This is a genomic window from Actinoplanes sp. TFC3 (assembly GCF_001553785.1).
Lineage (GTDB): Bacteria > Actinomycetota > Actinomycetes > Mycobacteriales > Micromonosporaceae > Actinoplanes.
This window is the reverse complement of record NZ_LOJP01000001.1, coordinates 4,312,300-4,333,403: the sequence shown is the minus strand read 5'-3', so window position 1 is coordinate 4,333,403 and position 21,104 is coordinate 4,312,300. Positions and strand designations below refer to the sequence as shown.

Below are 21,104 nucleotides of genomic sequence, written 5' to 3'. Positions count from 1 at the left end.
GTCAGAGGTTGCAAAGTCTTGCATGGACAGTGCGCCGGACGTTAACGTCCGTCGATGTGAAGACCCCGCGCGTCCTCCTGGCCCTTGTCCTGGCTCTCGGCTTGTCCGGGGTCCCCCTCGCCGAGGCGCCCGCCGCCGCGTCTTCACCACCGGCCACCCCGCAGAAGGCCCCGGACAACGAGCAGTTCTACTTCGCGCTGCCCGACCGTTTCGCCGACGGCAACCCGGCCAACAACACCGGCGACCCAGCGAACAACCACGGCGACCGGCTGTCCACGGGCTACGACCCGGCCGACAAGGGGTTCTACCACGGCGGTGACCTGCAGGGCGTCATCGACCGCCTCGACTACATCCAGGGCCTGGGCACCACCGCCATCTGGCTCGCCCCCGTCTTCAAGAACAAAGCGGTGCAGGGATCATCGGCGGGCTACCACGGCTACTGGATCACCGACTTCACCCAGGTCGACCCGCACTTCGGCAGCAACGCCGACCTGCAACGCCTGGTCGGGCAGGCCCACCGGCGCGGGATGAAGATCTACCTCGACATCATCGTCAACCACACCGCCGACGTCATCCACTACGCCGGGAACAGCAGCACCTACGTCACCAAGACGGCCAAGCCCTACACCGACGTCCAGGGCCGGGCCTTCGAGGACCGCAACTACGCCGACGGCACGCGCGGGTTCCCGGCGGTGAACGCGCGCTCCTTCCCGTACACCCCCGTCGTTGATCCTCAGGATCAAAACCTGAAGGTGCCGTCCTGGCTCAACGACACGCTGATGTACCACAACCGCGGCGACTCGACCTTCACCGGCGAGAACAGCGAGTACGGCGACTTCGCCGGCCTGGACGACCTGTGGACCGAACGCCCCGAGGTGGTCCGCGGCATGACCAAGATCTACGCCGACTGGATTGCTCGTACCGGCATCGACGGCTACCGCATCGACACGGTCAAACATGCCGGCCTGGACTTCTGGCCCCGCTTCACCCAGGGCATCGCCGAGGCCGCCCGCCGCGCCGGAAAACCCGGCTTCTTCACCTTCGGCGAGGTCTACAGCGCAGATCAAGAAGTCTCCTCCCGGTACGTCCGCAGCGGCGGCCTGCCCGCAACCCTCGACTTCTCCTTCCAAGCCGCAGCCAGGTCCTACACCGCCGACGGCGGCTCTGCCCGGGCCCTTGCCGGCCTGTACGCCAAGGACGGGCTCTACACCACCGCGACCACCAGCGCCAACCGGCTGCCCACCTTCCTCGGCAACCACGACATGGGCCGCATCGGCTCGTTCATCGAAACCGGCACCGCCGACCCCGCCACCTACCTGCGCCGCGACCAGCTCGCCCACGAACTGATGTTCCTCACCCGCGGCCAACCGGTCATCTACTCCGGCGACGAGCAGGGCTTCACCGGCCCCGGCGGCGACAAGGACGCCCGGCAGGACATGTTCGCCAGCCGCACCAAGGACTACCTCGACGACGACCTGATCGGCACCGAACGCACCCACGCGCAGGCCAACTACGAAACCAGGCATCCGCTCTACCGCACCATCGCCACGCTCGGCGGGCTGCGCAAAGCCCACCCAGCGCTGCGCGACGGCCAGCAGATCACCCGGTACGCCGCCGACGGCCCCGGCGTGTTCGCCGCCTCCCGCATCAACCCGGCCGAGCGCCGCGAATACGTGATCGCGGTCAACAACGCGACCACCGCGCAAACCGTCACCGTGGACACCTGGACCCCCGGCTCGGCCTGGCAGGGCATCTACGGCGGGGCAGGCGCCGCCCTTACCGGCGCCGACGGCAAACTGCGCATCACCGTGCCCGCGCTGTCGTCGCTGGCCTACCGGGCTGGCTCGCTGATCGCCCGCAGCGCCGCGGCTCCCACTGTCACCATCACGTCACCGGCCCGGAATGCTGTGGTGCCCACCCGCACCGAGCTGACCGCAAGCACCACCGGCGACCCGCTGGCCACGGTGACCTGGCAGGCGCGCGTCGCCGGGGGACCCTGGCAGGGCCTGGGCACCGGCACCACCGTGTACCACGATCTCACCGGACTGGCCGGCGGCACCGAGGTCACCTACGTCGCCAGTGTGCGCGACACCACTGGCCGCACCGCCCACTCCACAACGAGAATTCAAGCGGGGAGCCCCGCGCCGGTGGCCGGGACGGATTACGCCATCGTCCACTATCAACGCCCGGCCGGCGACTACGACAACTGGGGTCTGTACGCCTTCGGCGACGTCGACGACTCAGCGGTCACGACTTATCCACAGGGCCAGCCGTTCGCCGGCGAGGACGCGTACGGTCGGTTCGCTTGGGTGAAGCTCAAGCCCGGTGCGAGGAGCGTCGGGTTCATCGTCGTGGACAAGGACGGGGTGAAGGACGTGGCGGCTGACCGTTTCCTTGATCCGTCGGCCACGCCCGAGGTGTGGGTGAAGCAGGGTGACCCGGCAACAGGAACAACCCGGCCCGATGCCCCGCAGGATGAGAACACCGCTGTCATTCATTACCGCCGGGCCGGCGGGGATTACGGCGGTTGGGGTCTGCATGTGTGGGAGGGCGCGGCCACGCCGACGGACTGGTCGGCGCCGTTGCAGCCGACCGGAACTGACGCGTTCGGGGTGACGTTCCGGGTGCCGTTGGCGCCCGGTGCGACGGGGCTGAACTACATCCTGCACAACGGTGACACCAAGGATCTGCCGACCGACCAGCGGCTTGAGGTGTCGTCCGGCGTTCGCGAGATCTGGTTACTTGCGGGCGTACCGGATCGCCTGGTTCCTGCTGTGGTGAAGGCTTCTGAGGGTGGCACGGTGGACCTGTCGAGGTCGGCGGCGGTGTGGCTGGACCGGTCGGCGATTGCGTGGAAGACGGGGTCGGGCAGCACACTGGAGCCGACGGGGGCGGGCACTGACGGGCGTCTCTATGACTTGATCTGGGCGCCGGAGGGTGGTTTGGATCCGGCGGCGCCCGCGCACAGGGTGCGATTGTCCGCGCAGCGCAACGGTTTGTCGGAGGCGCAGCGGCGCAAGTATCCGCATCTGTGGCAGTACAACGTTTTCAAGCTGCCTGGGTTCTGTTTCGCAGGGGATGGCCGGGCTGCGGCGGGCCCAGCCGTCGCCTGGACTCCGCCGCGCTCCGACCACTTCTGCGAAACAGAACCCAGCACCGACATCCGGGGGATTCTCAGAGGTCAGGTGGCGGTGACCGAGCGCGATGCGACGGGCAAGCTGTTGTCCGCGACCGGGGTGCAACTGGCCGGGGCGCTCGATGACGTGTACGCCGCGGCTACCGGGGCGAAGCTGGGTCCGGTGTTCCGGCAGGGTAAGCCGAGCTTGACGGTGTGGGCGCCGACCGCGCACGAGGTGACGCTGGAGCTGTTTGATTCGCCGTCGGCGCGTTCGCGTGACGTGGCGATGAGCCGGGATGCGGCGACGGGTGTGTGGTCGGTCAGCGGGCCGGGTGCGTGGAAGAACAAGTACTACCGCTATCGCGTGACGGCGTGGCAGCCCGTGGTGGGCAAGGTTGTCACGGCGAGCGTCACGGATCCGTACTCGGTGGCGTTGTCGGCGGACTCCACGCACAGTCAGATAGCCGATCTGAGCGATGCGGCGCTGACGCCGGCGGGCTGGGCGGGCCTGCGCAAGCCCGCGGCGCGGGACGTGCAGATCACGGAGCTGTCGGTACGTGACTTCTCCGCTGACGGCACCTACAAGGCGTTCACCGACGCCGCGAGCCCCGGCCTGAAACACCTTGCTGCGCTTGCAAAGGCCGGCAGTACGTACGCCCATCTTCTGCCTGTCTTTGATTTTGCTTCCACGCCGGAACGCCGCGCCGATCAGAGGCAGCCGCCGTGCGATCTGGCGGCCCTGCCCCCGGATTCCGAGGAGCAGCAGAAGTGCATCGCCGCGGTCGCCGATGTCGATGGCTACAACTGGGGTTATGACCCGCTGCACTACACGACGCCCGAGGGCGGGTATGCCACCGATCCGCAGGGCGCCGCGCGGACCAGGGAGTTCCGGGAGATGGTGGCCGGGATCAACAAGGCCGGTCTGCGGGTGGTGCTCGACGTGGTCTACAACCACACCGCCGCCGCGGGCACCGACGACCATTCGGTGCTCGACCAGATCGTGCCGGGCTACTACCAGCGGCTGCTCGAGGACGGCACGGTCGCCAATTCCACGTGCTGCGCCAACACCGCGCCGGAGAACGCGATGATGGGCAAGCTGGTCGTCGATTCGATCGTCACGTGGGCGCGGGCGTACAAGATTGACGGTTTCCGCTTCGATCTGATGGGTCATCACCCCAAGGCCAACATTCTGGCGGTACGGTCGGCGCTCGATCGTCTCACCCTGGCCAAGGACGGCATCGACGGCAGAAGCATCATCCTGTACGGCGAGGGCTGGGATTTCGGTGAGGTGGCCGGCAACGCGCGTTTCGAGCAGGCCACGCAGGCAACTATGGCCGGCACCGGCGTCGGCACCTTCAACGATCGGCTCCGCGATGCCGTGCGCGGTGGCGGACCGTTCGACCAGAACCCGCGCGTGCAGGGTTTCGCCTCCGGGCTGCTGAGCGACCCCAACGGCGACCCGGTCAACGGCACCCCGGCCGAGCAGAAGGCCCGCCTGCTGCACTACCACGACCTGATCAAGGTGGGCCTGACCGGCAACCTGGCCGGGTACACGTTCACCGCCTCCGATGGCAGGCGGCACACCGGTGCGCAGATCGACTACAACGGCGCCCCGGCCGGCTACACCGCGGCACCGCGTGAGGCGGTGACGTATGTGGATGCCCACGACAACGAGATCCTGTACGACGCCCTGGCCTACAAGCTGCCCCCGTCCACGTCCGCCACCGACCGGGCCCGTCAGCAGGTTGTCGCGCTGGCCACCACCGCGCTCGGTCAGGGTTCCGGGTTCGTGACGCTCGGCTCGCAGCGGCTGCGCTCGAAGTCGCTGGATCGCAACTCGTTCAACTCCGGCGACTGGTTCAACCGCATCGAATGGGACTGCACCCGGGGCAACGGCTTCGGCCGGGGACTGCCTGCGGCGGCGGACAATCAGAGCAAGTGGCCGTACGCGAAGCCTCTGCTCGCGGATCCGGCGCTCAAACCCGGCTGCGACGCGATCACCCTGGCCGACGCGGGATATCAGCAGCTCCTGCGCATCCGGGCCTCGTCCCCGGTGTTCAACCTGGGTAGCGCCGCGCAGGTGCAGAAGCGCTTGTCGTTCCCGGTGTCCGGCGCGCAGGAGACACCGGGTGTGATCACGATGAAGCTGGACGGCCGCGGTGTCGACCGGCGCTGGACGTCGGTGACCGTGGTGTTCAACGCGACGCCGTCAACGGTGACGCAGACGGTGGCGTCGCTGCGCGGGGCTGCGGTGGGGCTGCATCCCGAGCAGCGCGGGTTGAACGCCACCTTCGCCAAGGGCAGCGGGACGTTCACGGTTGCGGGACGGACGGTGGCGGTGTTCGTGCAGCGCTGACAGTTGCCAGCCGTCGTCCCGTAGAGCGAACGATGGCTGGCAACCAGTGGTGCTAGACGTGCTGCAACTCGCGGTCCTCGGCCGGTCCGGTGCCGAGGTTCTTGGTGAGCTGCTCGCCTTCGACGTCGACGTTGGGCAGCAGTTTGCCGAGCCAGCGGGGCAGCCACCACGCCGCCCGGCCGACCAGCGACAGCACGGCCGGCACGATGGTCATCCGCACGATGAACGCGTCCACCGCCACGCCGAACGCCAGCGCGAAGCCCAGCGACTTGATGATCGAGTCGTCGGCCAGGATGAAGCCGGCGCCGAAGCCCGCGGAGAGCTGGTCGTACGCCTTGCGCTGGGTGGAATCCTCGGCCGCCGTGCTGTCATCCGGCAGCGCCAGGTGCAGGTCCGTGGCCGGGATTGCCACGACCCCGATCGCCGCGACCGCCACGATCAGCGCGAGCACGCGGTACTTGAGAACCCAGCGTGCCCAGCGCTCACCGAACGGCGTTTGCGCGACGCGTTCATGCTTGCCGGGGGCGTGGCGCTGCGTCTTGGGCAGGATCTTGCGTCCGGCAAAGCCGAGCAGAGCGGGCAACAGCGAAAGATTGATGAGTACGGCCACAGCCACCGTTCCCGCAGCGGCGAAGCCCATCGCCGCCAGGAACGGGATGCCGACCACCGCCAGCGCGGCGAGCGCGATGATGACCGTCAACCCGGCGAACACCACAGCGGAACCGGCCGTGCCCACCGCGCGGGCGGCGGCTTCCTCCCCGTCGCGGCCCTCGGTCAGCTCGTGGCGGTAGCGCGACACGATGAACAGCGCGTAGTCGATGCCCACGGCCAGACCCAGCATCGTGGCCAGCGCCGAGGTGGAGGACGAAAGGTCGAAGAAGCCGGTGGCGATCTGGATGCCGGCCATCCCGACCCCCACGCCGATCATGGCCGTGAGCAGCGGCAACCCGGCGGCCACGAGCGCGCCGAAGGTCACCAGCAGCACCACCGCGGCAACGATCACGCCGATGCCTTCGGTAGCGCCGGCCTCCGAGCCCGCCTGGGTGGCGTCACCGCCGAACTCGGCCTCGACGCCGCCGGCCCCGGCGGTTTCCCCCGTCGTGATCAGGGCTTCTTTCGCCTGCTCGGTCAGGTCCGGCGCGCTCACCGCGTAGGTCACTGTCGCATAGGCGGTCCGGGCGTCCGGCGAGACGGTTCTTGCCTCGTACGGATCGGCGACCGCTGCCACCTGCGGCGCACCCTTCAGTGCGGCGACGGCCTTCTCCACCGCCGCCTTGGGGCCGGCGTCGGTCAGCTTGGTGCCGACGGGAACGGTGAACACGACCTTGGCGCTGGCGGTGTTCCCGCCGCCGCCCATCTTGTCGCTGATCACGTCGAGCGCCTGCGACGACTCGGTGCCCGGGATGGAGAACGCGTGCCCCGCCGGCTGTGGCTGCGTCTGAAACGTGGCACCCAAAGCGCGACCACCCGTCCAGCGCGCCAGACCAGATCCACGCCATCCGAAGCACAGCGACAACACTCCTGTTACCCGGGATTTCCAAAGGTCCCCCCGGCACGCTTCCGATAGATCAGCTAACCGCGATCCCGGACGGAGGCGACCCCCGTGAGCCTGACCCTGGCCAGCCTGAACCTGCACTGCGGCCTGGACCACAACGGCCTGCCGTACCCCGTCACGCCCGCGATCGCCGCCCTGGACACCGACATCGTCGTCGTACAGGAGAACTGGCGTCCCGACGGCGAGCGCAGCCTGGCCCGGCAGGCCGCCACGGACTGCGGCTACCAGGCGTACGCGGAGATCAACGTGATCACCGGCCGCTCCCTGGCCGAGCTCGGGGTGGCCGGCAATGCGCCGGGTACCGAAACCGGCGCGTGGGGGCTGGCGATCATGAGCCGGGTGCCGTGGCGGGGGCTGAGTGCGATGTCGCTCGGGGCGGCGCGCGGTGATGTGGTGGGTGCCCGCCGGGCATTGATCGCGGACCTTCCGGTGGGGCAGGACGGCGGGCTGCTGCGGGTGGTCGACGTTCACCTGACGCACCGGCTCGCGCACGGTCCCGCCCAGTTGGGCCGGCTGCTGGCAGCCCTGGACAGCACCGTGCCCACGGTGATCGCCGGTGACCTGAACATGTGCCGGCCGACCGTGTACCTGGCCGGGCCCTACCGTCCGGTGGTGCGGGGGCGTACGTGGCCGGCGTACCGTCCGATCGCCCAGATCGACCACGTCCTGGCCGGACCGGGAGTGATGGCTCGAAACGCTGGGGTTGCCGCGGGGGTGGGCTCGGATCACCTGCCGGTGCGGGTGGAGCTCGAGGTGAGGGGCGCCGGGATGGTGCGGGCGCGCGAGAACGCCGCGGCCGGGCACCTGACGTGATTCGAGAGCGTCCGCAAGCCGTTGCAACGCGGTGATCCGTGGCGTACGGGCCCATGCCGATGACGCGCCTTCGTAACCGCGCGCTCAGGTGTTCAGGGGTCGCCGGGCCACCAAGAACACGTGCGTCACCGGCCACTCCACCGCTTCCCCCGACACCGTCGACAGCGACGCCACCGGTCCCAGCCGGTTCTGCACGATCCAGTCGTTGCGGGTTGTGCGGGAGGCCGGGTCGATTTCGAAGCCGATGTCGGTGAGCAGGGATTTCCAGTCGGCGAATTCGAGGCCGCAGAACTGTTCCTGGGTCTCCGAGAGCCAGTTGTCCGGGTAATCCTTGCGGGTCAGGTAGTCCATCGCATCGCCCAGCGCCATTTCTACCGTGGTGTCGCCGACCCTTGAGTAGGGCACGGGGAAGCGGTAGTCGGCGGCGAACTGGTCGAGGCGGGCTCGGCGGGACAAGCCGGTGACGTACTCGGCGACCTCGGTCGTGGGCAGATCGGCGAGCTGTGGGCGTACCGTATCCGGATTTTGACCGTCTTCTGCACTCAGCGTGAGGTGCACGCGGCGGTCCTTGCCGTCGGGGCCGCAGACGTCGCTGTTGATCCAGACGCCGCCGGGCGTGGTGTGGTCGTAGATGGCCTGCGCGAACGCCCGCAGCGACGACCACTGTTCGCCATAGGACCAGATCTCATGGGTCAGCGCGAAGGTCAGCGTGGTGTCGACAGAACGCGGTGGGAAGATCGCGCCGCCGAGCACGTTGCGGCGGTAGAAGTACACGTTGGCGTTGCGGAAGATGCCCTGGGCCTTCTTGTGCACGCACTCGTCGTAGAGGTGACGGGCGATTTCGACGCCGATCAGGTCGCTTTCGCGCAGGGACGGCTCATTGTCCGCCTTCTCCAGCACCGCTGCGGCACCGCACCCGATGTCGACGATCCGGCCGGGCCGCACGTGGGCACGCACGAGGTTCCACTTGCGCTCGGCGGCGTCGGCAAATGCTTCGGCGTACGTCCGGTAGTCGCGTGTCGGCGTCAGACCACCCTCGTCTCCTACCACCGGGTCGTTGACGACAGTGCGGACCGCCTCGGTGAGCTGGTAGCGGTCGAACACGTCGATGGTGGCCGGATGGGCCAGCTCCCGCCAGCTCTCGTCGCCGGCGGCCAGACGCAGCAGGACGTCCCAGGGTCGTTCCGGCTCGGGTGACTGCTCAGCCTCGACGCCGGCGATGCGAAATCCCAGCTTCTGGTACAGCGCGGCCACCTGTGGCGTAGAGCACGCCACTACCGTGTTCTGCGGGGTCAGCGTGATGCCCGTGGCAACTGTCACGTTTTTCAGCGTGACCTCGGCGAAGCGGTCCGTGGGGGCGGTGTCGAAGATCGGCACGACCAGCGAGCGCAACCCGCTCAGCACGCTGAGCTGCTCAATTGCGGCTTCGCGGCGGTGGAACGGCACCGGGTTGCGCTTGGTGTTCGCGTGATTGGCCGACGTTACGGCCCATATGATCGTTGCGTCCGGGAAAGCTGCCAGGTACCCGGCCTGGAAGCGGGTGAGTACATGGTGGCGTCCAGGGAACAACACGAACTGAGTTTCCATTGATCCGTTGATACCGTACGAACAGCACAAGCTGAGGACCGGAGGCCCGGAAATGGCTGAACGCACTGCTCACCGCCACCGGGTGGTGGTCGTCGGGGCCGGCTTCGGCGGGCTTTTCGCGACAAAGGCGCTCAAGAACGCCGACGTCGACATCACCCTGATCAACGGCACGGCGTACCACCTGTTCCAGCCCCTGCTCTACCAGGTCGCCACCGGCATCCTGAGCGAGGGCGAGATCGCGCCGCCGATCCGTGAGATCCTGCGCCGCCAGGACAACGTCGACGTCAAGCTCGGCTGGGTCACCGACGTCGATGTCGAAGCCAAGAAGGTCAAGGTCGAAGCACCTTCCATCTCGTACGAGGTGGATTACGACACCTTGATCGTGGGCGCGGGCGCCTCCCAGTCGTATTTCGGTAACGACCAGTTCGCCGATCACGCGCCGGGCATGAAGAGCATCGACGACGCCCTCGAGCTGCGGGCGCGCATCTTCGGCGCGTTCGAGATCGCCGACCTGCAGAGCGACCCGGCGGAGCAGGAACGCTGGATGACCTTCGTGGTCGTCGGCGCCGGCCCGACCGGCGTGGAGATGGCCGGGCAGATCGCCGAGCTGGCCCACCGCAACCTGGTCGGGCAGTTCAAGCACATCGACACCCGCAAGGCCCGGGTCATCCTGATCGACGCGGTCGACGCGGTGCTCAAGACCTTCGGTGACCGCTTGTCCACCCACGCGCTGCGCCAGCTGCACCTGCTGGGCGTCGAGGTGGAGCTGGAGACCAAGGTTGTCGACGTGGACGCCACCGGCATCGAGGTGGAGACCAAGCGCGGGCACGAGCGCATCGAGTCGATGACCAAGATGTGGGCCGCCGGGGTGGCCGCACCGCCGCTGGCCCGCAAGCTCGCGGCCGCCGCCGGGGCGCAGACCGACCGGGCCGGGCGCATCATGGTCGAGCCGGACTGCACGCTGCCGGGGCACCCGGAGATCTTCGCGGTCGGCGACATGATGGCCCTGGACCGGCTGCCCGGGGTGGCCCAGGTCGCGATTCAGAGCGGCAAGCACGCAGCGGATCAGATCAAGCGCCGGCTCAAGAACAAGGAAACCGGCCAGAAGTTCGAGTACTTCGACAAGGGCAGCATGGCCACGGTGTCGCGGTTGCACGCGGTGGCCAGCGTCGGCAAGGTGCACCTGTCCGGCTTCATCGGCTGGCTGATGTGGCTGGCGGTGCATCTGCTCTACCTGGTCGGCTTCAAGAACAGGTTCACCGCTGTGGTGCACTGGTTCGTCAGCTTCCTGGGCCGGGGCCGCTCCGAGCGGGTGGCCACCTTCCAGCAGTCGTACGCCCGGATGGCGATCCGCGAATACGGTGACCCGTTCGAGCGTCGCCGCGCGCTGGAGGCCGCCGAGGCTGCCAAGGCCGCGGCCGACGGGGCGTTGCCCGAGGCGGCGCCGGCGGAAGCCGAGCGGACCACCGCCGTGTCATCGCGTCGCTAGCCGGTAACCCTCCGGTGCGGAGCTGATCTCGACGCCGAGTTTGCGGCGCAGTGAGGTGAGGCACAGGACGAGCACGCCGGGGTGTCCACCGGGAAGGTGGGCACCCAGGTCCGCGGCGCTGACAGTGGCGCCGGGCTCGGCCATCAGCCGGTGCAGCACCTCGAACTCGGGGCCGGAGAGCGCAACCATCACGCCCCCGCGGCGTACGCTGCGGTCCCGCACCGACAGTTCGAGGTCTCCCGCGGTGATCAGCGCGGCCGGTTCCGTCGCGCCCAGCACGACCCGCAGCCGGGTGACGATGTCGTCGAGGCCGAAGGGCTTGGTCACGTACGCGTCGGCGCCGGCCAGCAGCCCGGCCGCGCGGTCCTCGGCGGAGTCGCGGGCGGTCAGGAACACCACCGGCAACCCGGGCCACTCGGCGCGCAGCCGGCGCAGCACCTCGGTGCCTTCCATGTCGGGCAGCATCATGTCCAGCAGCACCGCGTCCGGGGTGAACACGGCGGCCGTGGCCAGCGCGGTCGTGCCGTCGGGGGCGTTGCGCACCTCCCAGCCCTCATAGCTCAAGGTGAGGGTGAGCAGCTCGGCCAGCGACGTCTCGTCGTCCACCACCAGGATGCGGGCGGGCCGCTCCGCGCAGCCGGGTGGGCTGCCGGGAGCGGTCGAGGTCACCATCGTCATGCTCACCATGCTCCGCCCGGGCGTTGTGACCGCGCTGAGCGGTTCTTATGGATGAGCTGTGATCGCCTGCTCAAGCAGCGAGCGCGGCGTAGCGTCCACCGTTGGCGACCAGGGCGTCGTGGGTGCCGGACTCGAGGATGCGGCCGTGATCCACCAGGGCGATCTGCCCAGCGTCGCGTACGGTCGACAACCGGTGCGCGATGGTGACCGTGGTGCGGCCCCGGGCCAGCTCGTCGAAGGCGCGCTGCACGGCCCGCTCGGTCTCGTTGTCCAGCGCGCTGGTCGCCTCGTCGAGCACCAGGATGCGCGGGTTGCGCAGCAGCGTGCGGGCGATAGCGATGCGCTGCTTCTCGCCGCCGGAGAAGCGATGCCCGCGCGAGCCGACCACGGTGTCGTAGCCCTCGGGCAGCCCGGCGATCAGGTCGTGGATGTGCGCGGCGCGGGCGGCCTGCTCGATCTGTTCGTCGGTGGCGTCCGGCTTGGCGTAGCGCAGGTTCTCGCGCACCGTGGTGTGCAGCAGGTACGTCTCCTGGCTGACCACGCCGACGATGGCAGCCAGGTCGGCCAGGCGCAGGTCGCGCACGTCGATGCCGTCGATGGTGACGCGCCCGGCGCCGGGGTCGTAGAGCCGGGCGACCAGCGCGGCCAGGGTGCTCTTGCCCGAGCCGGTCTCGCCGACCAGGGCCAGCGACGTGCCGGCCGGGACGTCCAGGCTCACCCCGGCGATCGCGGCGGTCTCGCTGCCCGGGTAGGCGAAGGTGACGTCCTCGAAGCGCAGGTGACCCATGATTGCGGCCGGGTCGACGATGGCCGGGTGCGCGGGTTCGTCCACGTCCACGGGCAGGTCGAGGTATTCGAAGATGCGCGCGAACAGGGCCAGCGAGCTGGTCAGCGACACGCCGACGCCGAGCAGGCCCATCAGTGGGCGGAACAGCCCGGCCTGCAGCGAGGTGAAGGCGACCAGCGTGCCGATGCTCAGGTGCGCGGCGGTGAACGGCAGCCCGGCACTGAGGTAGATGACGGCGGGGATCGCGGCGAAGATGATGCTCATCGAGGCCATCCGCCAGCGCCCGGCGAGCTCCGAGCGCAGCTCCAGGTCGATGAGACGCTGGGACGAGGCGGTGAAGCGGGAAACGAGGGCTGCGCCCGTACCCATCGTCTTGCTCAATTGAATGCCACTGACCGACAGCCCTTCCTCGACGGTGACGTTGAGGTCGGCCAGCTCCCGCTGGCGCTGCGCGGTGATCTCGCGGCGCATCCGCGCGACCCGGCGCGACAGGTAGATCGCCGGCGGCAGTACGACCAGCGACACCAGCGACAACTGCCAGCTCAGGGCGGCCATGGCGACCGCGGTGGCCACGGCGGTGGTCAGGTTCGAGGCGATCGAGGTAGCGGTCGAGGTGACCACCGACTGCATGCCGCCGATGTCGTTGGTGATGCGCGACTGGACCTCGCCGGTGCGGGTGCGGGTGAAGAACGCGATCGACTGACGGTGCAGATGGGTGAAGACGCCGGTGCGCAGCCGGTGCATGACCTGCTGGCCAACGGTGGTGGAGATCCAGGTTTGGATCACGCCGAGCGCCGAGGTGACCGCGGCGACCGCGACCATGCCGGCGACCAGCCAGACCAGCAGCGTGAGGTTCTGCTGCGGCAGGGCGTGGTCGATGACCTCGCGTAGCAGGAACGGCGAGGCCATGGAGATGATCGAGGAAGCCACGATGATCGCCACGACGACGCTGAGCTGCAGGCGGTGGGCGGTGAACAGCCGTCCGATGCGGCGCAGGGAGACGTCCTTGGCCTGCTTCTTCTCGGCGGCGGTGACAGAACGGGTTTTCTTGGGGGTGTCCAAATGGAGCCTTCTTCCGCTGGGGGGACTTCGTACTTCCGCTGGGGATCTCGTTGATGCTGAGGTTACCTCAACATGAGGGAACAGCAGCAAGTGGCGGTACGGTATTCCCGTGGACGACAGCACGCTTCCCGAGCTCTTCTGGACCGTGGCCCGCCGGCTGCGCCACCTCGGCCGCGAGGCCCTGGAGCCGGGGCAGGTCACGCCCTCGCAGGCGCGCGCGATCAAGGTGCTGGCCCGCGAGGGTTCGCTGCGTCCGGGCGTGCTCGCCGAGCACCTGCGCATCGCCGCCCGCTCGGCCACCGAGGTCGTCGATGACCTGCAGGATCGCGGGCTGGTGGAACGCGGGCCGGACCCGGCTGACCGGCGGGCCACCCTGGTGTCGCTGACCGCGGCTGGGCACGCGGCGGGGGATCGGATCAAGGCCGCCCGGCAGGCCGAAACCGAGCGTTTCTTCGGTGTCCTGGACGCCGCCGACCGCGCCGAACTCACGCGGATCCTGCGCAAGCTCAACGACTGAGGATGTAATGCGGGTCACGTGCTGACCGATCGGCCAGCATCTGACCGATCGGTCAGGCACAATCATGGCCATGCGCGTCAGTACCCGTGACGAGATTCTGCGCGTCGCCGCCGCGCTGTTCAGCCACAGCGGCTACAAGGGCACCTCGCTGCAGGACATCGCGGCCGAGGTTGGCTGTTCCAAAGCGGCGCTGCTCTATCACTTCCCGGCCAAGGACGCGATCCTGCACGCCCTGGTCGCCCCGGCCGCGCACGCCCTCGCCGACCTGGTCACCGGCCTCGACGCCCTCGACGACACGGCGGCGCAGCCCGCCGCGATCGACGGGTTCGTCGACCTCGTGCTGCGCTACCGGCGCGAGGTGGCGCTGATCTACGACGTCATCCCGCAATTCCTGCAAGAACCGGCGTTCAGCGCGGTCCGCCCGCTGACCGACCGGCTCTGCGCGGCCTTCGCCGGGCGCTCCACCGACGCGGGCGACGCCATCGCCGCGGCGGTGTTGCTCGGCGGGATCGCCGGCGCGGTCATGGACGACGACCGTGATGCTGCCGAGCTGCGTCCCGCGCTGGCCGGGGTCGCCCGGCGAGCACTCATCCCCCCGATGCATTGAGGATCTGACATGGCAACCCTGCTCTACCGGCTGGGCCGGGCCTCGTTCCGCCATCGCCGCACGGTGGTGGTCCTGTGGCTCGTGCTGCTGGCCGCTCTCGGCGGCGCCGCACTGGCGTTCAAGGGCACCAGCTCCAGCGACTTCACCATGCCCGGCACCGAGTCGCAGCGCGCGATCGATGCCCTGCAGCACGAGTTCCCCGAGGCCAGCGGCGCGACCGGCACCATCGTCGTGCGGGCCCCGCAAGGCAAGCCGCTGACCGATCCGGCGCTCACCACCGCCGTGCAGGCTCTGGTCAAGCAGGCGTCGTCGCTGCCCGGTGTGGTCGGTGCCGTCGACCCGTTCACCGCCAAGGCGCTCTCGCCGGACGCCCGCTATGCGCTGGTCCAGGTGCAGTTCGCCGCTCGCGCCGATGAGATCACCGAAGATCAGCGTTCCGCGTACGAACACAGCGGCGCCGCCGCCGAGTCGGCCGGACTCACCGTGGAACACGGTGGCGAGGTCCTCAACGCCGCCCCCGAGGTCGGCGGCACCGAGGCGATCGGTGTGGTGATCGCGCTGGTCGTGCTCATGGTGACCTTCGGCTCGCTGGTCGCCGCCGGGATGACCATGCTCAACGCGCTCATCGGCGTCGGGGCGGGCATGGCCGGGCTGTTCGCGCTGAGCAGCCTGTTCGAGATGACCAGCGTAACCCCGGTGCTGGCGTTGATGCTCGGCCTCGCGGTCGGCATCGACTACTCGCTGTTCATCACCTCGCGGCACCGCCAGCACCTGCTCGAAGAGGTCGAACCCGAGGAGGCCGCAGCGCGCGCCGTGGGCACCGCCGGATCCGCCGTGGTGTTCGCCGGCCTGACCGTCATCATCGCGCTCGCCGCGCTCTCGGTGGTCGGCATCCCGTTCCTGAGCATCATGGGCCTGGCCGCCGCGGGCACCGTGGCGGTCGCCGTTCTCGTGGCCATCACCCTGCTGCCGGCGTTCCTCGGCTTCGCCGGCGACAAGGTGCTGCCGCGCAAGCTGCGCACCAACCGCGCCGCTGCGACCGAGGGCTTCGGGTTCCGCTGGGCGCGCATCGTCACCCGCCTGCGCGTACCGGTGATCCTCGTCGGCATCCTGGGCCTGGGCGCGCTGGCGCTGCCCGCCGCCGACATGCGCCTCGCGCTGCCCGACGCCAGCGCCGGAGCCGAGGGCACCCCCGCCCGCGAGGCCGCCGACCTGATCAGCGAGGGCTTCGGGCCCGGCTTCAACGGCCGGCTCGCGCTGGTGGTCTCCAGCGACTCCGCGCAGCAGACCGCCGCCACCGCGCAGCAGGCCGTGCAGGTGCTGCAGGGCACGCCCAACCTGCTGGCCGTCACCGCCCCCAACTTCAGCCGCGACAAGCGGACCGCGCTGCTGGCCATCATCCCCAAGGACGGGCCGACCACTGCGAGCACCGAGACGCTGGTGCACGACGTGCGGGACAAGACGCACGCGCTCACCGGCGCCGACGTGGCGGTGACCGGGCAGACCGCGGTCGGCATCGACGTGAGCGAGAAGCTGTCCGACGCCATGCCGGTCTACCTCGTGCTGGTCGTCGGGCTGTCGGTGCTGCTGCTGATGCTGGTGTTCCGCTCGATCCTGGTGCCGCTCAAGGCCGCGCTCGGCTTCCTGCTCACCGTGGGCGCCACCTTCGGCGTCACCGTGGGGATCTTCCAGGAGGGCCACCTGGCTGGCGTGTTCGGCCTCGACACCCCCGGCCCGCTGGTCAGCTTCCTGCCGATCCTGCTCATCGGCATCCTGTTCGGCCTGGCCATGGACTACGAGGTCTTCCTCGTCTCGCGGATGCGCGAGGACTTCGTGCACGGCGCAAGCCCGCAGGAGGCCACCATCAGCGGCATGGGCCACGGCGCGCGGGTGGTCACCGCAGCCGCCCTGATCATGATCAGCGTGTTCGCCGGGTTCGCGCTGATCGACGACCCGATCATCAAGAGCATGGGCTTCGCGCTCGCGCTGGGCATCGCGATCGACGCGTTCGTCGTGCGGATGACCATCGTGCCGGCCGTGGTGTCGCTGCTCGGGCGTGGCGCGTGGTGGCTGCCGCGGTGGCTGGACCGGGTGCTACCGAACGTGGACATCGAAGGTGAGACCCTTCGGCGCCATCTCGACGTGACGCGGCGTGAGGAAGTGCCGGTCAACGCCTGAACCGGTCAAGTTGCGAGAAGGTCCGGGACGTCCCAGCGCGTCCCGGTTCTTCATTACCGGATTGTTACTTCAATGGTGATCTCGAAACTTGCGAATCATCTTCTGATCGGAATAGGTTGCCGCTGGCAACAAAAGAATCCGATCCCTCCGGAGGCACCCATGACGCTCGTGAGGTGGTGCGTGCGATGACCAACGCCCCCATCCTCCTGGAGATGCGTTCCATCACCAAGGAGTTCCCCGGCGTCAAGGCGCTTTCCGACGTGAACCTCGTGGTCAAGGCCGGCGAGATCCACGCTATCTGCGGCGAGAACGGCGCGGGCAAGTCGACGCTGATGAAGGTGCTCAGCGGCGTCTACCCCTACGGCACCTACGCCGGTGACATCATTTACCAGGGCGAGGTCGTCCGGTATTCCGACATCCGGCAGAGCGAGCGCGCCGGCATCGTGATCATCCACCAGGAGCTCGCGCTCATCCCCGACATGTCGATCACCGAGAACATCTTCCTCGGCAACGAGCCCCGCAAGCGGGGCGCGATCGACTGGACCGCCGCTCAGCGCCAGGCCCTCGACCTGATGGCCCGGGTCGGCCTCACCGAGGACCCCGACACGCTGATCAAGGACATCGGCGTGGGCAAGCAGCAGCTCGTGGAGATCGCCAAGGCGTTCGCCAAGGACGTCAAGCTGCTCATCCTCGACGAGCCCACCGCGGCGCTGAACGAGGCCGACTCGCAGCACCTGCTCGACCTGCTGCGCGGCTTCCGCGAGCGCGGCATCACCTCGATCATGATCTCGCACAAGCTCAACGAGATCGAGGCGATCTCCGACTCCATCACGATCCTGCGCGACGGCAAGACGGTCGAGACCCTCGACGTCAAGGGCGACGGTGTCGACGAGGACCGCATCGTGCGCGGCATGGTCGGTCGCGAGCTCAGCAGTCGCTTCCCGGATCACACACCCAATATCGGCGAGGTCTTCTTCGAGGTGCGCAACTGGAACGTGCGCCACCCCATCTCCGCCGAGCGTCAGGTCTGCAAGAACGAGAGCTTCACCGTGCGCCGCGGCGAGATCGTCGGCTTCGCCGGTCTCATGGGCGCCGGGCGCACCGAGCTCGCGATGAGTGTCTTCGGCCGCTCCTACGGCGCCTTCGAGTCGGGCCAGATCTTCAAGGACGGCAAGGAGATCAAGCTCAAGTCGGTCGCCGACGCCATCCACCACGGCCTGGCCTACGTCAGCGAGGACCGCAAGGCGATCGGGCTCAACCTGCTCGACGACATCAAGACGTCGACGGTCGCCGCCAAGCTCTCGAAGATCACGCACCACGGCGTGCTGGACGAGGCCGAGGAATACCAGGCAGCCGAGAGCTACCGCAAGGAACTGCGCACCAAGGCGCCGACCGTGCACGAGGGCGTCTCCAAGCTCTCCGGCGGCAACCAGCAGAAGGTCGTCCTGGCGAAGTGGATGTTCACCGACCCTGACCTGCTGATCCTCGACGAGCCCACCCGCGGCATCGACGTGGGCGCGAAGTATGAGATCTACGGCATCATCCAGCGGCTCGCCGAGCAGGGCAAAGGCGTCATCGTCATCTCCTCGGAGCTGCCCGAGCTGATCGGGCTCTGCGACCGCATCTACACCGTGTTCGAAGGCCAGATCACCGGCGAGCTCTCCCGCGAGCAGGCGAACCCGGAAACCCTCATGAAGCAGATGACCTCGACGAAGAAGATGCAGATCCGATGAGCCGATTCAAGGAACTCCAGAAGAACCTGTTCGGAGGCCAGACCTCCAACGCCCGCCAGTTCGGGATGATCTTCACCCTGGTGGCGATCGTCCTGCTGTTCCAGATCCTCACGGCCAACCGCGCCGGGGTGGGCTTCGGGGATGGCCTGACGCTGCGCTCCGACAACCTGATGGCGCTGCTGCAGCAGAACTCCTACATCCTGATCCTGGCCGTCGGCATGCTGATGGTGATCGTGGCCGGGCACATCGACCTGTCGGTCGGCTCGGTCGCCGCGTTCACCGGCATCCTGGTTGCCAAGTCGATGGCCGAGTGGTCGTTCCCGTGGCCGGTGGCCATCCTGTTCGGCCTCGCGATCGGCGCGGCCATCGGCGTCTGGCAGGGCTTCTGGGTCGCCTACGTCGGGGTTCCCGCGTTCATCGTGACGCTGGCCGGCATGCTGCTGTTCCGCGGTGCCAACCAGTTCGTCGGCAACGCGCAGACCCTCCCGGTGCCCGCCGGCTTCCAGAAGATCGGTGGCGGTTACCTGCCCGAGGTCGGGCCGGACACCGGTTACAACAACCTGACGCTGCTGCTGGGCCTCGCCGCGATCGCGGCGGTGATCTGGCGTGAGCTGCAGGCCCGCCGGACCCGCCGGGAGATGAACGCCGACCCGGCGCCGCTGTGGGTCTCGATCGTGCGCCTGGCCATCATGATCGCCGTGCTGATCTTCGTGACGCTGCGCTTCGCCGGCGGCCGGGTCGGCACCAGCTTCCCGATCTCCGGTCTCATCATGGTCGTTCTGGTCATCGCGTATGCCTTCTACACCCGCAACACCGCGGGCGGCCGGCACATCTACGCGGTGGGTGGCAACTCGCGCGCCGCCGAGCTGTCCGGTGTGAAGCTCAAGCGGGTCAACTTCTTCGTCATGATGAACATGTCGATCCTGGCCTCGCTGGCCGGCATGATCTACGTGGCGCGAGCCGGCGCCTCCGGCCCCCAGGACGGTCTCAACTGGGAGCTCGACGCGATCGCCGCCGTGTTCATCGGTGGTGCCGCGGTCGCCGGCGGCATCGGCACGATCTCCGGCTCCATCGTCGGTGGTCTGGTCATGGCCGTGCTGAACAACGGTCTGCAACTGCTCGGTGTCGGCACCGACCGCGTGCAGATCATCAAGGGCCTGGTGCTGCTGCTCGCGGTGGCGCTGGACGTCTACAACAAGAGCCAGGGGCGCTTCTCGATCATCGGAAGCCTGATGCGCCCGTTCCGCCGGGACGAACCTTCGGTTCCGGCAACCCCGTCGGACGCGAGCGCTCCGCCCGCCAAGACGACGGTGGCCGGCTGAGTCCGGCTGCCACCACCCCTCTCACCCTGCAACATCAAACTCAGAAGAAGGGTTAACCCCCGCATGCGTAACTTCTTCGGCAAGTCGGTGGCGGTCGGCGCCATCGCGATGCTGGCATTGACGGCTTGTGGTTCCGGCCGGGACGGCGACAGCAGCAGCAGTGGCGGCGGCAGCGACGCCAAGGGCTTCGCGGCCAACTCCCTGATCGGTGTGGCCCTGCCCGCCAAGACCTCGGAGAACTGGGTTCTCGCCGGTGACCTGTTCACCAGCGGTCTCAAGGAGGCCGGCTTCCAGAGCGACGTGCAGTACGCCGGCGCGTCGACCACGGTTGCCGACCAGCAGGCCCAGATCACCGCGATGACGACCAAGGGTGCCAAGGTCATCGTCATCGGCGCGACCGACGCCGCGCAGCTGTCGAGCCAGGTCGCCGCGGCCCACGCCGCCGGTGCCAAGGTCATCGCGTACGACCGCCTCATCCTCAACACCGCCGACCTCGACTACTACGTCGCGTTCGACAACTTCAAGGTCGGCCAGCTTCAGGGTCAGGCCCTGCTGGACGGCATGAAGAAGAAGAAGCCGACCGGCCCGTACACCATCGAGCTGTTCTCGGGCTCGCCCGACGACAACAACGCCGGTGTGTTCTTCAACGGCGCCATGGACGTGCTCAAGCCGGAGATCGACAAGGGCAACGTTGTCGTCGGCTCGGGTCAGAAGGACGTCAAGCAGACCGCCATCCAAGGCTGGAAGGCCGAGGGTGCGCAGGCCCGCATGGACCAGCTGCTGACCTCGACCTACGGCAGCAAGACCCTTGACGGCGTGCTGTCGCCGAACGACACCCTGGCCCGCGCGATCATCCAGTCGATCAAGAGCGCCGGCAAGCCCGTACCGGTCGTCACTGGCCAGGACTCCGAGGCGGAGTCGGTCAAGTCGATCATGAAGGGCGAGCAGTACATGACGATCAACAAGGACACCCGCAACCTGGTGAAGGAGACCATCAACATGGTCAAGTCCCTCCAGGCCGGCTCTGACCCGCAGATCAACGACACCAAGTCCTACAACAACGGCACCAAGGTCGTCCCGACCTACCTGCTCCCGCCGGTCGCCGTGACCAAGGACAACGCAGCCGAGGCGTACGCGAACGACCCCAAGCTCTCGCTGCTCACCAAGTAATCAGCACCACCTAGCACCACTGGACGGCCCTTGGGTCCCCGGAGTCCGTCTCCGGGGACCCTTTGCCGTTCAGCCGCCACTCGCACGCTTTTCAGCACCTCCTTTCGCACCCCCCTCGCCCCCGCGTGTACC

General features: G+C 68.4%; 13 protein-coding genes. 9 read left to right on the top strand and 4 right to left on the bottom strand.

Going from position 1 to position 21,104, the window contains the following annotated elements; genetic code table 11:
• Nucleotides 1–56 precede the first annotated feature (56 nt).
• A complete protein-coding gene (gene pulA, locus TFC3_RS19475) occupies nt 57–5,474 on the top strand; it encodes a pullulanase-type alpha-1,6-glucosidase (RefSeq protein WP_067501871.1) in 5,418 nt (1,805 codons plus the stop codon).
• A 52-nt stretch (nt 5,475–5,526) separates the two neighbouring features.
• On the opposite strand, the gene TFC3_RS19470 is transcribed toward pulA, so the two are convergent.
• Nucleotides 5,527–6,930 carry an MMPL family transporter gene (locus TFC3_RS19470; protein WP_067501868.1) on the bottom strand — a complete coding sequence of 468 codons (1,404 nt, stop codon included), beginning with the start codon at nt 6,928–6,930 and terminating at the stop codon, nt 5,527–5,529.
• Nucleotides 6,931–7,077: 147 nt separating this feature from the next.
• Between TFC3_RS19470 and TFC3_RS19465 the strand changes: the two genes are divergently transcribed.
• A complete protein-coding gene (locus TFC3_RS19465) occupies nt 7,078–7,842 on the top strand; it encodes an endonuclease/exonuclease/phosphatase family protein (protein ID WP_067501865.1) in 765 nt (254 codons plus the stop codon).
• 84 nt (nt 7,843–7,926) lie between these two features.
• On the opposite strand, the gene TFC3_RS19460 is transcribed toward TFC3_RS19465, so the two are convergent.
• Nucleotides 7,927–9,429, bottom strand: coding sequence for a methyltransferase (locus TFC3_RS19460; RefSeq protein WP_067501862.1), 1,503 nt, complete (start codon nt 9,427–9,429; stop codon nt 7,927–7,929).
• 52 nt (nt 9,430–9,481) lie between these two features.
• Between TFC3_RS19460 and TFC3_RS19455 the strand changes: the two genes are divergently transcribed.
• Entirely contained in the window at nt 9,482–10,918 is a 1,437-nt protein-coding gene (locus TFC3_RS19455; RefSeq protein ID WP_067501858.1) for an NAD(P)/FAD-dependent oxidoreductase, read from the top strand.
• On the opposite strand, the gene TFC3_RS19450 is transcribed toward TFC3_RS19455, so the two are convergent.
• Entirely contained in the window at nt 10,904–11,596 is a 693-nt protein-coding gene (locus TFC3_RS19450; protein ID WP_067501855.1) for a response regulator transcription factor, read from the bottom strand. The genes TFC3_RS19455 and TFC3_RS19450 overlap by 15 nt on opposite strands.
• A gap of 70 nt (nt 11,597–11,666) precedes the next feature.
• A complete protein-coding gene (locus tag TFC3_RS19445) occupies nt 11,667–13,445 on the bottom strand; it encodes an ABC transporter ATP-binding protein (protein ID WP_067501851.1) in 1,779 nt (592 codons plus the stop codon).
• A gap of 109 nt (nt 13,446–13,554) precedes the next feature.
• Here TFC3_RS19445 and TFC3_RS19440 point away from each other — a divergent pair, with 109 nt between their 5' ends.
• The 6 genes from TFC3_RS19440 to TFC3_RS19415 all read left to right on the top strand — a co-directional run bounded on the left by TFC3_RS19440 (nt 13,555) and on the right by TFC3_RS19415 (nt 20,972).
• Nucleotides 13,555–13,962, top strand: coding sequence for a MarR family winged helix-turn-helix transcriptional regulator (locus TFC3_RS19440; RefSeq protein ID WP_067501848.1), 408 nt, complete (start codon nt 13,555–13,557; stop codon nt 13,960–13,962).
• Nucleotides 13,963–14,032: 70 nt separating this feature from the next.
• Nucleotides 14,033–14,569 (top strand): TetR/AcrR family transcriptional regulator, encoded by a 537-nt coding sequence (locus TFC3_RS19435; protein WP_236718206.1) that lies wholly within the window; start codon nt 14,033–14,035, stop codon nt 14,567–14,569.
• 9 nt (nt 14,570–14,578) lie between these two features.
• Entirely contained in the window at nt 14,579–16,747 is a 2,169-nt protein-coding gene (locus TFC3_RS19430; RefSeq protein WP_067501842.1) for an MMPL family transporter, read from the top strand.
• A 185-nt stretch (nt 16,748–16,932) separates the two neighbouring features.
• A complete protein-coding gene (gene mmsA, locus TFC3_RS19425; RefSeq protein WP_067501838.1) occupies nt 16,933–18,480 on the top strand; it encodes a multiple monosaccharide ABC transporter ATP-binding protein in 1,548 nt (515 codons plus the stop codon).
• A complete protein-coding gene (mmsB, locus tag TFC3_RS19420) occupies nt 18,477–19,802 on the top strand; it encodes a multiple monosaccharide ABC transporter permease (protein WP_067501834.1) in 1,326 nt (441 codons plus the stop codon). Before mmsA ends, mmsB begins: the two co-directional genes overlap by 4 nt.
• A gap of 63 nt (nt 19,803–19,865) precedes the next feature.
• The gene (locus TFC3_RS19415; RefSeq protein WP_067501831.1) at nt 19,866–20,972 is read left to right on the top strand and encodes a sugar-binding protein; all 1,107 of its coding nucleotides are present in this window, start codon (nt 19,866–19,868) and stop codon (nt 20,970–20,972) included.
• Nucleotides 20,973–21,104 lie beyond the last annotated feature (132 nt).